Here is a 14,193-nt window from a genome sequence, read left to right as displayed (position 1 = left end):
CCGATGAAAGGGATTCAGCGGATGGGGGTTGCTCAAAGCATGACCCTTTACACTCCTTATACAAAAATTTCGGTTCCTCCGGGTGAATCCATCGATTATTCGGTTGATGTAATCAATAACGGAAGCGGTGTCAGAACGGCGGAGATAGCGGTGGTCGGATTGCCGGAGGGTTGGTCCTATGAACTCAAATCCGGAGGGTGGACGGTTGAGCAGCTCGCCGTTTTACCACGGGAGAAAAAGAATTTTTCGTTCAAACTACAGGTACCCTACCGGGTGGAAAAAGGTACTTATCGTTTCCAATTAGTAGCGAAGGGAATCAGCCAATTGCCGTTGACTGTAGAAATATCCGAGCAAGGAACCTTTAAATCGGAATTCAACACGGATCAGGCCAATATGGAGGGGGCGGCGAACTCAACATTTACGTTCAATTCCACGCTCAGGAATCCATCGAGCGAGGAACAGGTTTATGGATTACGCGCCCAGGTGCCCCAAGGGTGGAACGCATTATTCCGGGCAAATGGCAAGCAGGTTTCGTCGGTAAATGTGGGAGCCAATCAAACGCAGAATATCACCATCGAGTTGGATCCACCAGACCATCTAGGAGCAGGTAGCTATAAGGTGCCTGTGGTGGCTTCCACCAGTGGAATGTCGTCTAACCTGGAATTGGAAGTTGTTATCACCGGGTCTTATAACTTAGAGTTGACCACACCTACAGGGAAACTGAGTACATCCATCACGGCCGGTAGCGATGAGAAAGTGGAGCTATTGGTAAAAAATACCGGGTCGGCCCCCTTGAAAAATATAGAAATGAAATCTTCGGCTCCCGTAGATTGGGCGGTATCGTTTGAACCCAGCAAAATTGATGTAATCGCACCCGGCCAGCATGCACAGGTGTTTGCCACGATCAAAGCAAGTAGAAAATCGGTAGCAGGCGATTATGTCGTAAATCTGGAGGCCAAAACACCAGAGAAGTCAGCAACTGCATCGTTTCGATTATCTGTTCGTACGCCGTTACTGTGGGGATGGCTGGGGATTTTGATCATTTTGGGCACATTGGGCGGTGTGTATTATTTATTCCGGAAGTACGGAAGGAGGTAATCTGTGAATCAATCCATTATCGAACTTGAAAGCCTTACCAAGAAGTACGGCGAATTTGCGGCGGTGGATCACTTGGATTTGTCTATTCGAAAAGGTGAAATTTTTGGATTGCTCGGACCAAACGGTGCGGGCAAGTCGACCACCATTCTGATGATGCTCGGACTCACGGAGCCTACCTCAGGCCGTGTGAAGGTATGTGGAATAGACTCGACGATCCATCCCATTGATGTAAAACGGCGGGTAGGATATTTGCCGGATGATGTAGGGTTCTACGAACAGTTGAGCGGGCGCGAAAATTTATTGTACACGGCGAGGCTCAACCGTCTTTCCCGAAGGGAAGCGGAGCAACGCGTGGATGCGTTGCTTCAACGTATTGGATTAAAGGATGCATCCGGAAAGAAAGCCGGTAAATATTCACGGGGGATGCGCCAGCGACTGGGATTGGCGGATGTACTGGTCAAAAATCCGGAAGTCATTATATTGGATGAACCCACATTGGGAATAGACCCCATCGGTGTGCGTGAGTTTCTCGATTTAATTGTTGCCCTCAGCCGCGAGGAGCAAATCACCGTCTTACTTTCGTCTCATCACCTCCATCAGGTACAACAAGTGTGTGACCGGGTGGGTATATTCGTCGCCGGCAAGCTGCTTGCTCAAGGGAATGTGGTAGAATTGTCCAAAGCGTTGTTTTCTGATAAAGAGCCTTATCTTGTTGAAGCAGCTATTGAGGGAGCCTTGACGCCGGAAATGGCGGAAACCGTAAAATCCCAGCTACTGGATTTGGAGGGCGCCGTATCTGTCCGCATAGACAAGGAGCGGATTTACATAGGCGGCACCCAAGAAGTAACTGCTGAAGTAGCACATATTCTCGTTCATGCGGGGGTGGGGTTGAAACATCTCAATACAAGGGAATATGGCTTGGATGACATTTATACCAAGTATTTCGAAGGAGGGGAGGTCTATGGAAAAACTGCATAATGCCGTTCGCCAATTCAAGGAAAAGCCCTGGGCTGCGGGGGTAATCGCAGCGATAGATCGCTATACAAAAAAGCAACAGGAGCGAAGGATGTTAGCCGTCAGCCACCCGTTTTGGGTAATTGTCCAGAAGGAAATCTCGGATCATGTACGCAGCTGGCGCTTCAATGTTTTACTGTTTCTCATTCTGTTGACGTGTTTTGGATCTTTATATACTTCCATAACGAGCTTGGTGGATGAAACCCGGAAGGCCGGAGACTCGGACGATCCTTTTTTCTTTTTGAAGCTCTTTACGCTGTCGGATGGTTCGCTGCCTCCATTTCATGTTTTTGTGGGGTTCCTCGGGCCTCTGCTGGGCATTGGGCTGGGTTTTGATGCCATCAACTCCGAGCAAAACTCAGGCACACTAAGCCGTATTGTGGCTCAACCCATCCATCGTGACTACCTGATTAATGCTAAATTCATTGCGGCGCTCACCGTTATTGGTGTACTGTTTTTCGCATTGGGCTTTTTAGTGATGGGATTCGGGATGTTTATCATCGGCATACCACCCACGGTAGAAGAGTTTTTCAGGATTGTATGCTTTCTGTTATTAAGCATACTGTATGTGGCGTTTTGGTTAAACCTATCGGTTTTTTTGTCCATTCGCTTTCGACAAGCGGCTACATCAGCGCTGACTGCGATCGCTGTATGGCTGTTCTTTACGATCTTTTATCAACTAATTGTCAACATGGTTGCTCGGGCGCTGATGCCTTCCGAGGCGGCTTTACCCCAGCAGCTTATTGGCTACCAGCAGTTTATCATGAACCTGATGCGCGTAATACCCAGTCAGTTGTATACGGATGCCACGACCACATTGCTGGTGCCTTCGGTTAGGAGCTTGGGGCCGTTGACCATGGAACAAGCGTACGGTGCCATACCCAGTCCCTTGCCACTGGGACAGAGTCTGTTGATTGTATGGCCGCAATTGACGGGATTGATAGCGGCTACGGTGGTGTGCTTTGCGTTGTCCTATGTTTCCTTTATGCGAAAGGAAATCCGCTCGCGGTGACTTGCATTTGAAACGTGAGTTGCCTAAGTTTGGCAGATATTCAGAGATATGCCAAAGAAAATCGTCGTCGCCATAACCGGGGCAAGTGGTTCCATTTACGCCAAAGTGCTGCTTGATAAGCTGTTGGCTTTCCAGCATCGATTAGATGCGGTGGGAGTGGTGATGTCTGATAATGCAAAAGACGTCTGGAAGTTTGAATTGGGTAATGAAGATTATTCTAAGTACCCTTTTACATTTTATGAAAAGAATAATTTCTATGCACCGTTTGCTTCTGGATCTGCAAAATTTGATACCATGATTGTGTGCCCCTGTTCGATGGGGACATTGGCGAGGATTGCCGGAGGAATTTCGTCGGACCTGACCAGTCGGGCGGCAGACGTCATTTTGAAAGAGCGTCGGAGACTTATCCTGGTTCCCAGGGAGACTCCGTTGAGTAGCATCCATTTACGGAATATGCAGGTAGTTACCGATGCAGGTGGCGTGATCTGTCCTGCGAGTCCCTCGTTTTATAGCCTGCCTCCTAATTTCGAGGCATTAGCGGCCACGGTGATCGACCGGGTACTGGAGTTGGCAGGGCTGGAATCGGGCGGATACGAATGGGGAAATCCGTAATTTCAAAAATAAATAGTTGCATTGCTATTGATTTTGTACTTTTGTTGGTTAATGAATGCATACGCTACCGTAGTTCCATTAAAAATCAACTTTCCGGTCTTATTAGAACCTTTTTCGTCTTATTACATACATGGATAACTTACTCATCAAGTCGGCCAGGATTATCTTTCCCAATACACCCTTTCACGGTAAAGAACTGGATGTTTTGTTAAACAAAGGAGTAATTACTAAGATTGCGAAGCAAATCGAAAGAGGCAAAGATCATCTTGATGTTTTCGATGCAAAGGGTCAATATTTAGTGCCCGGATTTTTTGATATGAACGTCAATTTTGGCGAACCGGGTTTAGAAACGAAAGAAGATATCTTATCGGGTTCTGCGGCAGCCCTTGCAGGAGGGGTAACGGGAGTAGCGGTCCAACCCAATACACACCCACCGGTACATAGCCGATCGGAAGTGGCATTGATTGTGAATCGGTCTGCACCGTTGCCAATTGATGTGCATCCCATTGGTGCAATTAGCAAGCAGCGAGAGGGGAGAGAGCTGGCCGAGCTGTATGATATGAAGCTGGCGGGCGCCGTGGCATTCTGCGATGGAGATAGACCGCTTCAGCAGGGAGGATTGATGAGCCGAGCATTGCTATATAGCAAGGGGTTTGGAGGCCTCATCATTTCGAGCCCCGAAGATGTTTCGGTAGCGGCGGGAGGTAAGATGAACGAAGGGCCAACAAGTACGTATCTCGGGATGAAGGGAAATCCTAATCTTGCCGAAGCGCTGATGGTTGCGCGCGACTTATACCTTGCGGAGTACAACGATGCGCCTATACATTTTACCACGATCAGCACCGCTGAAAGTGTAGCTCTTATCCGAAACGCCAAAGCAAGTGGTATAAAAGTAACGTGTGATGTAGCTGCTCATCATTTGGTCATGACGGACGAACTGATCGCCGGCTTCGATAGCAACTATAAAGTTAGCCCGCCTTTGCGGACGCAGGCTGATGTAAGCGCATTGCTTGAAGGGTTAAACGACGGAACCATTGATGCCATTGTTTCGCAGCACACCCCCCATGAAGTGGAATATAAAAATGTCGAGTATCAGATCGCAGCTGATGGGGTAATCGGCTTGCAAACATTACTCCCGTTGGTACTCGAGGCGGGATTGACGATAGATCAACTTGTTGATAAATTGGCTCTTGGGCCACGACGTGTGCTGGGACTTCCGCTGCCGGAATTCAAGGAGCAAGCTCCAGCTAATTTTACTCTGCTGGATACCGGAAAAAAATGGCGATTCGATACCGAGACCAATCGCTCTAAATCAATTAATAGTCCGCTGATGGGAAGCGAGTTGAAGGGAAAAGTAACAATGGTTGTCAACAAACGTCAAATTATAAACACACAATAACCATGGATATCTATATAGCGAGGGCGCTTGAAGCTTGCATACAATCATACAGCTCAATAGAGCAGATCGATGGTAACGGATTGCTACGCCAGCTTGCCGAAATTTTTGCAGGCGATGCCGCGTATTTGGATAAAGTCTCGTTGATGGATCAGGCATTTGACGATCAGCCTCGGTTTGAGGAATTGAGGGAAATCGCGTTTGACTTGTTGCTGCTGAATTTCTTTGCTGCCGACGTAGAAAAGTTAGAAGGAGATTACCTGGAATCGGAAGAATGGGAAAGTATTGAGAACCAGACCATTGATCGGGGAACGGAGTTGCTGAATGTGTTGCTTTATCTGCGGGAATGTGCCGATGAACAGCTTGAACCTCAGCTTGATGATTATCTTAAGGAATTTCTGTTAGTAGATGAAGATGAATTTCAAGATGAACACCGTATTTATGAACCGGTGATTGCTCATCAGATTCTGACAGACAGCTCTTACGGTGAAATCGCTAAGATTGCCCAAAAGATTTCGGCAGATCAGGAGTTGGCTGAACTATTTTATCCAATAATGGGATTCTTTTATGAGCAACGCCCTACAGCCGAAGAGTTGAAAACGTATCTCCGTCACAGTGCAAACCCGGGCTTTGAAGGAGCAGTATACCAGCTGTTAGTTGCCTATAATCATTAATTAAAACACATAACCATGACAACAACAAATCTAGACACCGCAAACGCAAAGAAAGTTGCGATTAATAATGCGTTGATTTGGGCACTTATCAACATCATCATTTTTCTAATGGTGTATTACGCTTCACCTTCTTTGATGGGTAATTTTGCGTACGGATTTATCCAACTCGCCATTGCCATAGGTTTGGCAATTTATTTCACGCTTGATTTACGGAAAAAAATAGGTGGGTACTGGTCATTTCGGGAGGCATTGGGCAATATCTTCCTCATGTTTATGGTACAGGTCGTAGTGGTCACCCTATTTACCACGGCATTTGCTAAATGGATCGAACCGAGTTACGCGGATACGATGCGCGAAATATCGCTAAATGCGACTACGCGCGTAGCGGAGACATTCAGTTCCGATCAGGAACAGATCGACAAAATCATTGAAGAAGCGGAGAAAAATATTGAAAAGCAAGTCAATCCCGGTTTTATGGATGTCGTAAAGGGTCTGGCTCTTGGTGCTATTTTTTATTTCATCGGCGCGTTAATTTTTGCGGCTATTTTCAAACGGAATCCACCGGTGTTTGCGCCGGTGGAGGAGGAGTAACCCCTGATGGATATCTCTGTTGTCATCCCCCTGTATAACGAGGTTGATTCGCTGCCGGAACTCACGGCGTGGATCAGGCAAGTAATGGATGATCATCGGTTCAGCTACGAAATCATTCTGGTGGACGATGGCAGTACCGACGGATCGTGGATGGCTATCGAAGGGCTAAAAGCCATGAATCCCAAAATAACGGCGGTAAAATTTCGGCGGAATTACGGAAAGTCCGCGGCACTCAATGTAGGATTTGCTGCCGCCCAGGGCGATGTGGTCATCACCATGGATGCAGATTTACAGGATAGTCCCGATGAGATACCTGAGCTGTACCGACGCATTGTTCAAGAGGATTTTGATCTCGTATCCGGATGGAAACGGCAGCGGCATGATCCTCCCAGCAAAACCATTCCCACCAAGCTTTTTAATTCGGTAACCCGGGGTATGTCTGGCATCCATAATCTCCATGACTTCAACTGTGGACTGAAAGCTTATAAAAAAGAAGTGGTGAAAAGTATTGAGGTGTACGGTGAAATGCACCGTTATATTCCGGTCATTGCCAAGTGGGCAGGATTTAAGCGAATAGACGAACAGGTAGTGCAGCACTATCCGCGTAAATACGGGAAGACCAAGTTTGGACCCGGAAGGTTTATGAAAGGTTTTTTGGATTTATTGTCCATTTTTTTTGTTGGTAAATTTGGAAAACGCCCGATGCATTTTTTCGGCACAATGGGCGTATTGAGTTTCCTCGCCGGTTTCATCATCGCTATATGGCTTATTGTTGAAAAATTGGTTAGCATAGCCAACCAAAGTCCCTATCGTAACGTAACCGAACAACCGCTTTTTTTCTTTGCACTGATAGCGATTGTTATCGGAACTCAGCTATTTCTGACCGGTTTTATTGCTGAACTGGTTTCACGAAGCAGTGCCGAGCGTAATAACTATCAGATTGAGAAAGTCATTTAATGGCCAGGCAATCGATTTTTTTTTCCCTTATTATTCCCCTGTATAACCGTCCACAGGAGATCGATGAGTTGTTGGATAGTTTGACCAGACAGACCTATCAACCATTTGAAGTGTTGGTCATTGAGGATGGTTCAGTCCACAATGCGAAGACGATTGTAGAGCGATATCGAGATCGCCTGGATGTTTATTACTATGTAAAGCCAAATGAAGGTCAGGGATTTACGCGGAACTTCGGTTTTGAACGGGCGAGGGGCGACTACTTTGTTATCTTCGATTCGGATTGCCTGATTCCGCCTGATTACCTCTCGATTGTAGCTGCCTCCCTAAAAAAAATGCCGTTGGATGCATACGGTGGACCGGATGCTGCCCATGAAACGTTTACCCCGGTACAGCAGGCTATTAGCTATTCAATGACTTCGCCTTTTACCACTGGTGGAATTCGAGGTAATAAAAAACATATTGGTACGTTTCACCCACGTAGTTTTAACATGGGCGTGTCGCGGAAAGTTTGGGAGCAGATAGGAGGTTTTAAGCTTACACGGCTGGGGGAAGATATTGAATACAGTATCCGAATTCAGGCTTCTGGATTTAAAATCGGTCTGATTCCCGATGCCGTGGTGTACCACAAACGACGCACGGATTTTAGGCAGTTTTACAAGCAGCTTCATTTTTTCGGCCGGGCCCGTGTCAATATTTACAAACATTTTCCGGGAGAATTAAAACTTGTTCACTTTTTTCCCGCAGCATTTGCCTGCTTTTTGTTGATTTTGATACTGCTCAATGGCTTGTGGATATTGGGGATGCCCGTCGCTGATGATTACATCGTTGGTTTGGCGCAGCTAGGTGATGTATTACTCATTGTGTATACGTTCCTTATTTTATGCCATTCGTTGGTGAAAACCCGTAGTATCCAAGTGGCTTTACTGAGCATGGTTGCAGCATACGTCCAATTAATTGCCTATGGATTGGGATTTATGCAGGATCTATGGAAATATAAACTCGAACGCTGTGGATAAAACAATGTTGTGATTTTATTGGATGAATCGTATTTTGGCACGAAAATAAAACGTCATTGCTATCTAATACACAACATAGCTTGGAGAAACTGGAATCTTTGTTAAAAGATCTCGGTTACCGGGTAAGGTATGAGAAAGGTAATTTCAAGACGGGTGCATGTGTGTTGCAAAGTAACAGGGTTGTGGTTGTTAACCGGTTTTCAAACCTGGAAATGAAAATCGGAGCGTTGGTGAGTATATTACGCGATATACCGTTGGATGGAGGTACATTGGACGAGAAGCAACGGCAATTTTTACGAAGTATCAAACAAACCAAACTAGCGATTTGATCATAAAATTTTTAGGAACGGGAACGTCACAGGGTATTCCTGTAATTGCTTGCAATTGCGAGGTGTGTAGGTCTTCGGATGCACGAGACAAGCGTCTTCGCTCATCGGTATTGCTGCAACTGGCGGATAAAAATATGGTGATCGACACAGGTCCGGATTTTCGGTATCAAATGTTGCGTGAGCAGGTTGATCATTTGGATGCGATCCTCTTTACCCATTCACATAAGGATCACATAGCCGGCTTGGATGACGTCAGAGCGTTCAATAGGCAACAAGGTGGCGCGATTGATATTTATGGCGCTCGTGAAGTACACGAGGCACTGAGACGTGAATTTTACTACGCATTTACGGCGAAGAAATATCCGGGTATTCCCCAATTGGAGCTTCATGAGATAACGCTTTCGCCTTTTTTTTTATTTGGTGTTAAAATTATTCCGATAGAGGTGATGCATTATATGATGCCTGTGTTGGGTTTCCGGTTAGGGGATTTTACATACATAACGGATGCAAAGACGGTAAGTGAGGCAGAAATTAAAAAAATCGTCGGAACGAAGATATTAGTCGTCAACGCATTGCAGCAAGAGCCTCATATTTCCCATTTTACCCTAGATGAAGCCATAGCTTTTGCGCAGCGCGTTGGAGCGGCACAGACATATTTCACACATATAAGTCACAAACTTGGGCTTCACAAGGAGGTAGAGCGGAAGCTACCCAAAGGAATTTCGCTGGCGTATGACGGACTCGTATTGGATATGAATCGGTAAACATTATAAACATTAAAGCTATCTAAAACTTTTTCGTGGAAAGGATGTTGTCATTATTGATTGTTAATTTTATATAAATCAATAGTTACACTTAACCTTTGTAGTCATGGGAAATTTGCTTTATGTTATCGCTGTTATTTTAGTTATCGCCTGGGCGATCAGTTATTTTGGTGGATATTATACAGGCGGAGTTATTCATATTCTGCTGGTTATCGCTATCATCGCTATTCTATTGCGCGTCATTCGAAGTGCTGCTTAAGTCGGCACCGCCTGATAGGATTGCTGCGATACGTAAATCTTCGGGGAAGGTGATTTTGACATTACGGGTATCCCCGTCCACCAATGTGACGGGATACCCTTTTTTTTCGACTACCGATGCATCATCTGTAAATGATTGGTCTTCATCCAGTTGATAAGACTCCGACAGGATGAGCCCATTAAAGGTTTGAGGCGTTTGCATGAGATAAACCTGTTGCCTCGGATATGCATTGTTTTTTAAACCATTGTTACTCGTTAGCCGCACTGAATTGGTGCTTTGGACGGCCAGGGCTGCCGCGCCGGTGCGAGCGGCTTGGTCGAATGTAGCATCTATCAAATCCGTGGAAACCAACGGCCGAACCGCATCATGTACCGCAATAAGGCTTTGAGAAAGATTTGCGCAATTGGACTGTACGGCTGCTAAACCACTCCTGACACTTTCAAATCGGCTGTGGCCACCGCTTGCCAGAATATGCGAAATATGAAAGTTGTGTTTTTCACAGAGTTCTGACCAACGACTGTGTTGAGCCGAGGGAATGACAACAATGATTTGCGGAGAATGTCTGCTATGGTGAAAGGCACGGATTGTATGCATCATCACCGGTATGCCATTCAATGGCAAAAACTGTTTCGGTATAGCTGCGCCCATACGGGTGCCGACCCCACCGCCCACAATGATTGCATAATTCATATGCCTGCGATGCTTAAATAATTAGCATGGCGTCGCCGTAACTATAAAATCGGTATTTTTCTTTTACGGCAATTTCGTAAGCATTCATCACATGTTCGTACCCACCAAATGCCGCAATCATTACTAACAAGGTCGATTCGGGTGTATGAAAATTAGTGACCATGGTGTTGGCGATGCTGAATTCGTAGGGAGGATAGATGAACTTACTGGTCCACTCGTTTGCAGGTTTCAAATGTTTGTCTGCAGAAACCGATGACTCGATGGCTCGCATGGACGTAGTACCCACAGCGCATACCCGTCGTTTTGCGTCAATCGCTTTATTTACCATCGTAGCCGATTCTTCCGGAATGATAAATTGCTCCGAATCCATTTTGTGTTTGGTAAGATCTTCTACTTCAACCTGTCTAAAGGTTCCCAAACCTACGTGAAGAGTGATTTCGGCAAATTCTACTCCCTTTAGCTCCAGCCGTTTCATCAGTTCCCGGCTGAAATGCAAACCGGCAGTTGGGGCCGCTACCGCGCCTTCATGCTTGGCAAATATGGTTTGGTATCGGAATTTGTCTTCGGGCGTCGCTTTGCGTTTGATGTATTTTGGAAGTGGTGTTTCGCCGAGAATTTCGATGTTCCGTCGGAACTCCTCGTCCGTTCCATCAAAAAGGAAGCGGATGGTGCGGCCACGTGAAGTAGTATTATCCACTACTTCGGCTACCAGCAAATCATCGTCGCCGAAATACAACTTATTACCCACACGTATTTTGCGGGCGGGATCCACGAGTACATCCCAAAGGCGTAGTTCTTTATTTAACTCACGGAGTAGAAATACCTCGATGGTGGCACCGGTTTTTTCCTTATTCCCATACATACGGGCCGGAAATACCTTGGTATTGTTTAAAATCATGACATCCTTGTCGTCAAAATAATTCAGGATGTCCTTAAATATTTTATGTTCGATTTTGCCGGTTTTGCGGTCGAGCACCATCAACCGGGATTCATCGCGGCTTTCGGTTGGTTCGTTGGCAATCAAGGATTCAGGCAAATTGAACTTAAACTGTGATAGCTTCATTGTTGACGTGAAATTTTAAGATGGGACATTTTATGTATGTCCATACGTATAAATTAGCGTGCAAAGTTATGAAATTATTTATTATTATAATGTTGTTTCCGTTGCTTTATTATCTGCACAAAATACTTTATCTTAGTTTGTAACTAATGATGGGATCATCCGTCTATGTGATATATGTTATTATTCCTGCGATTGATTGGCGAAAGTTTCGGATTTGCGTTTTCTGCGCTTCGGGAAAACCGTACCCGGACATTGTTGTCGCTTTTAGGGGTGACAATCGGTATTTTGATTATTATTGGGGTATTTTCGGCGGTTGATACATTGCGGGCAAATTTGGAAAATAGTGTCGAAAAACTGGGCAGTAAAACAATCTACGTTATGAAATGGCCTTGGGATGGAGGACCCGATTTTCCATGGTGGAAGTATGTAAACCGCCCCGAGCCTACACTCCGCGACTACGAATCGCTGAAATCAAGGATGACCTCTGCAGAGGCAATTTCGTTTTCAATTGATATTGGAAACCGGACGGCACAATATCTCAATAATAATGTTTCGGGCATTACGGTTACTGCTACTTCACATGAACTTTACAACATCCGCGACCTGGAAATTGTGGAGGGTAGGTATTTCTCGGAATCGGAATCGAATAGGGGAAGTACTGTCGCCGTTATTGGGGCAACTATTGCTGAAGGATTATTTCCCAATATGGATCCGATCGGCAAATCGCTGAAAGTATTGGGCAGGAAGATCACCGTTATTGGTGTTTTTAAAGAAGAAGGGGAAGGAATGATTTTCGACGTGTCGATGGATAATGTCATCATGATTCCCTTAAATCTGGGACGTAACTTAATCAATATCAGGCGTTATGGGCCCGTCATCATGGTAAGTGCGTTGCCTAATGTTTCGTTGGAAGAAGCCGAAAGTGAATTGCGCGGCGTGATGCGGTCTATTCATCGATTGGCACCACAACAGGAAGACGATTTTTCATTGAATAAAACCACCATCATCACGGCACAATTGGATTCGATGTTTAAGGTCATCAATATTGCAGGTGGCGTGATAGGCGCCTTTTCCATCCTGGTTGGCGGTTTTGGGATTGCGAATATCATGTTTGTGTCGGTTAAAGAACGCACACATATTATTGGCATCCAGAAATCTCTTGGAGCTAAAAACTATTTTATTTTATCCCAATTTCTTATCGAAGCGATTGCACTGTGCCTCATTGGGGGCTTGATGGGGCTTTCTTTTGTTTACCTTCTTACACTGCTAGTCAAATTTATATTTGACTTGGCCATCGTCGTTAATGTTTCGATGGTAATACTTACCGTATTCCTTTCTACGCTGATAGGTCTCATAGCCGGCATCATTCCTGCAGCTATGGCTGCCCGCATGGATCCGGTGGAGGCCATACGAAGCAAGTGACAAAATAAACCGGGGATTTCCCGGTTTATTTAAGTTTTCCTAAAGCGTCTTTAATTCTTCGTAGCGCCTCTTTGAGGCTTTCATCCGAGGCTGCATAAGACAGCCGTATGTAATTGTTATTGCCAAAGGAGTCGCCGCCGACGGTAGCCACATGGGCCTCATTGAGCAGATACAGTGCGAGGTCTGCCGAATCTTTGATAACATTCCCCTGCGGGTCTTTTTTCCCAAAGAAAGAACTGATATCGGGGAAAAAGTAAAAGGCACCTTGCGGAAGGTTGGTCTTCACGCCCGGAATATCTTTCAATAAGTTATAGACCAGTTCACGGCGCCGCTCGAAAGCGTCCTTCATTTCCAGCACGGTATCCAATCCCTGTTCGAGTGCTGCAATACCCGCGCGTTGTGCGATGGAACAGGTACCCGATGTGGTCTGCCCCTGCAGTTTGTCGTTGGCAGCTGCAATCTCTTTGTTGGCAGCAAGATAGCCAAGGCGCCAACCGGTCATGGCAAATGCTTTCGAGAATCCATTGATGACGATCACGCGATCCCTGATGCTATCAAATTGCGCAATGGATTCGTGCTTGCCGATAAAATTGATGTGTTCGTAGATTTCGTCGGAAATGATATAAATATCCGGATGTTTCTCAAACACACGCACCAATCCTTCCAATTCATCCTTGGTGTAGACACTGCCCGTGGGGTTGCATGGCGAAGAAAACATGAATAACTTACTTTTGGGGGTAATAGCTGCTTCGAGTTCTTCGGGCGTGATTTTAAAGTCGCTGTCAATGGTTGCATTGATAAACACCGATTTGCCCTCGGCGAGCGTGACCATTTCTGAATAAGAAACCCAATAGGGAGTTGGGATAATCACTTCGTCACCGGGATTAACTAGCGTTAGGATGGTATTGGATAGCGATTGTTTCGCTCCGGTGGAAACCACAATTTGGGAGATATCGTAATCCAGTCCATTTTCATTTTTTAGCTTGGCAACGATGGCCTTCCGCAGTTCGGGATAACCCGGTACTGGAGAATATCGGGTATAATTATCATCAAGCGCTTGCTTGGCAGCGTGCTTTACATGCTCGGGCGTATTAAAATCAGGCTCTCCTACGCTGAGACTGATTACGTTGATGCCTTTAGCCGCCAATTCGCGGCCTAATTTGGTCATTTTCAGGGTTGCCGATTCGGAGAGGTTGTTTATCCGTTCCGAAAGAATAGATGGTGTACTCATGGTGCGCAAAACTAGGTAAATTTGTGACATTCTCCAATTTTTCCGGATTTAAAAAACCTCAATTA

16 protein-coding genes are annotated in these 14,193 nt (G+C 45.7%); 13 read left to right on the top strand and 3 right to left on the bottom strand.

What is annotated here, in order from left to right; genetic code table 11:
* Positions 1-39 precede the first annotated feature (39 nt).
* From BMZ56_RS18590 to BMZ56_RS25460, 12 genes are all read left to right on the top strand, one after another.
* Positions 40-1,098: a COG1470 family protein gene (locus tag BMZ56_RS18590; protein ID WP_245893297.1), complete on the top strand. Its 1,059-nt coding sequence runs from the start codon at positions 40-42 to the stop codon at positions 1,096-1,098.
* Between the two features lie 3 nt (positions 1,099-1,101).
* The gene (locus BMZ56_RS18585) at positions 1,102-2,076 is read left to right on the top strand and encodes an ABC transporter ATP-binding protein (protein WP_090629201.1); all 975 of its coding nucleotides are present in this window, start codon (positions 1,102-1,104) and stop codon (positions 2,074-2,076) included.
* Positions 2,060-3,124, top strand: a complete 1,065-nt coding sequence (locus BMZ56_RS18580) for an ABC transporter permease (protein WP_245893295.1) — start codon at positions 2,060-2,062, stop codon at positions 3,122-3,124. Before BMZ56_RS18585 ends, BMZ56_RS18580 begins: the two co-directional genes overlap by 17 nt.
* A 48-nt stretch (positions 3,125-3,172) precedes the next feature.
* Complete coding sequence (locus BMZ56_RS18575) at positions 3,173-3,736, top strand: UbiX family flavin prenyltransferase (RefSeq protein ID WP_090629200.1); 564 nt, start codon at positions 3,173-3,175, stop codon at positions 3,734-3,736.
* Positions 3,737-3,866: 130 nt separating this feature from the next.
* The gene (locus BMZ56_RS18570; RefSeq protein ID WP_090629198.1) at positions 3,867-5,135 is read left to right on the top strand and encodes a dihydroorotase; all 1,269 of its coding nucleotides are present in this window, start codon (positions 3,867-3,869) and stop codon (positions 5,133-5,135) included.
* A gap of 2 nt (positions 5,136-5,137) precedes the next feature.
* Positions 5,138-5,806 (top strand): hypothetical protein, encoded by a 669-nt coding sequence (locus BMZ56_RS18565; RefSeq protein ID WP_090629196.1) that lies wholly within the window; start codon positions 5,138-5,140, stop codon positions 5,804-5,806.
* A 15-nt stretch (positions 5,807-5,821) separates the two neighbouring features.
* Positions 5,822-6,397, top strand: coding sequence for a DUF4199 domain-containing protein (locus tag BMZ56_RS18560; RefSeq protein ID WP_090629195.1), 576 nt, complete (start codon positions 5,822-5,824; stop codon positions 6,395-6,397).
* A 6-nt stretch (positions 6,398-6,403) separates the two neighbouring features.
* Positions 6,404-7,354, top strand: a complete 951-nt coding sequence (locus BMZ56_RS18555; protein WP_090629193.1) for a glycosyltransferase family 2 protein — start codon at positions 6,404-6,406, stop codon at positions 7,352-7,354.
* Positions 7,355-7,368: 14 nt separating this feature from the next.
* On the top strand, positions 7,369-8,370 hold the full coding sequence (locus tag BMZ56_RS18550) for a glycosyltransferase (protein ID WP_090629367.1): 1,002 nt from the start codon (positions 7,369-7,371) through the stop codon (positions 8,368-8,370).
* 80 nt (positions 8,371-8,450) lie between these two features.
* Entirely contained in the window at positions 8,451-8,699 is a 249-nt protein-coding gene (locus tag BMZ56_RS18545) for a hypothetical protein (RefSeq protein ID WP_245893293.1), read from the top strand.
* Entirely contained in the window at positions 8,696-9,463 is a 768-nt protein-coding gene (locus tag BMZ56_RS18540) for an MBL fold metallo-hydrolase (protein WP_090629190.1), read from the top strand. Before BMZ56_RS18545 ends, BMZ56_RS18540 begins: the two co-directional genes overlap by 4 nt.
* Before the next feature lie 106 nt (positions 9,464-9,569).
* On the top strand, positions 9,570-9,722 hold the full coding sequence (locus BMZ56_RS25460; protein ID WP_104443725.1) for a lmo0937 family membrane protein: 153 nt from the start codon (positions 9,570-9,572) through the stop codon (positions 9,720-9,722).
* Here BMZ56_RS25460 and BMZ56_RS18535 read toward each other — a convergent pair.
* The gene (locus BMZ56_RS18535) at positions 9,693-10,412 is read right to left on the bottom strand and encodes a 2-C-methyl-D-erythritol 4-phosphate cytidylyltransferase (protein WP_090629188.1); all 720 of its coding nucleotides are present in this window, start codon (positions 10,410-10,412) and stop codon (positions 9,693-9,695) included. The genes BMZ56_RS25460 and BMZ56_RS18535 overlap by 30 nt on opposite strands.
* A 13-nt stretch (positions 10,413-10,425) precedes the next feature.
* A complete protein-coding gene (queA, locus tag BMZ56_RS18530) occupies positions 10,426-11,475 on the bottom strand; it encodes a tRNA preQ1(34) S-adenosylmethionine ribosyltransferase-isomerase QueA (RefSeq protein WP_090629186.1) in 1,050 nt (349 codons plus the stop codon).
* Positions 11,476-11,649: 174 nt separating this feature from the next.
* Here queA and BMZ56_RS18525 point away from each other — a divergent pair, with 174 nt between their 5' ends.
* Entirely contained in the window at positions 11,650-12,897 is a 1,248-nt protein-coding gene (locus BMZ56_RS18525; RefSeq protein WP_090629185.1) for an ABC transporter permease, read from the top strand.
* Positions 12,898-12,922: 25 nt separating this feature from the next.
* Here BMZ56_RS18525 and BMZ56_RS18520 read toward each other — a convergent pair whose 3' ends face one another.
* Positions 12,923-14,128 (bottom strand): pyridoxal phosphate-dependent aminotransferase, encoded by a 1,206-nt coding sequence (locus tag BMZ56_RS18520; protein WP_177195209.1) that lies wholly within the window; start codon positions 14,126-14,128, stop codon positions 12,923-12,925.
* Positions 14,129-14,193 lie beyond the last annotated feature (65 nt).

This window comes from Parapedobacter indicus, from assembly GCF_900113765.1.
GTDB classification, from domain to species: Bacteria; Bacteroidota; Bacteroidia; order Sphingobacteriales; family Sphingobacteriaceae; genus Parapedobacter; species Parapedobacter indicus.
The sequence above is the reverse complement of the archived record's forward strand: the minus strand, read 5'-3'. Positions and strand labels throughout refer to the sequence as shown.

Coding starts and splice junctions, on each gene's coding strand:
- BMZ56_RS18590 (WP_245893297.1), top strand. CDS start 40: ATGACCCTTTACACTCCTTATACAAAAATTTCGGTTCCTCCGGGTGAA.
- BMZ56_RS18580 (WP_245893295.1), top strand. CDS start 2,060: ATGGAAAAACTGCATAATGCCGTTCGCCAATTCAAGGAAAAGCCCTGG.
- BMZ56_RS18575 (WP_090629200.1), top strand. CDS start 3,173: ATGCCAAAGAAAATCGTCGTCGCCATAACCGGGGCAAGTGGTTCCATT.
- BMZ56_RS18570 (WP_090629198.1), top strand. CDS start 3,867: ATGGATAACTTACTCATCAAGTCGGCCAGGATTATCTTTCCCAATACA.
- BMZ56_RS18565 (WP_090629196.1), top strand. CDS start 5,138: ATGGATATCTATATAGCGAGGGCGCTTGAAGCTTGCATACAATCATAC.
- BMZ56_RS18560 (WP_090629195.1), top strand. CDS start 5,822: ATGACAACAACAAATCTAGACACCGCAAACGCAAAGAAAGTTGCGATT.
- BMZ56_RS18555 (WP_090629193.1), top strand. CDS start 6,404: ATGGATATCTCTGTTGTCATCCCCCTGTATAACGAGGTTGATTCGCTG.
- BMZ56_RS25460 (WP_104443725.1), top strand. CDS start 9,570: ATGGGAAATTTGCTTTATGTTATCGCTGTTATTTTAGTTATCGCCTGG.
- BMZ56_RS18535 (WP_090629188.1), bottom strand. CDS start 10,412: ATGAATTATGCAATCATTGTGGGCGGTGGGGTCGGCACCCGTATGGGC.
- queA (WP_090629186.1), bottom strand. CDS start 11,475: ATGAAGCTATCACAGTTTAAGTTCAATTTGCCTGAATCCTTGATTGCC.
- BMZ56_RS18525 (WP_090629185.1), top strand. CDS start 11,650: ATGTTATTATTCCTGCGATTGATTGGCGAAAGTTTCGGATTTGCGTTT.
- BMZ56_RS18520 (WP_177195209.1), bottom strand. CDS start 14,128: ATGAGTACACCATCTATTCTTTCGGAACGGATAAACAACCTCTCCGAA.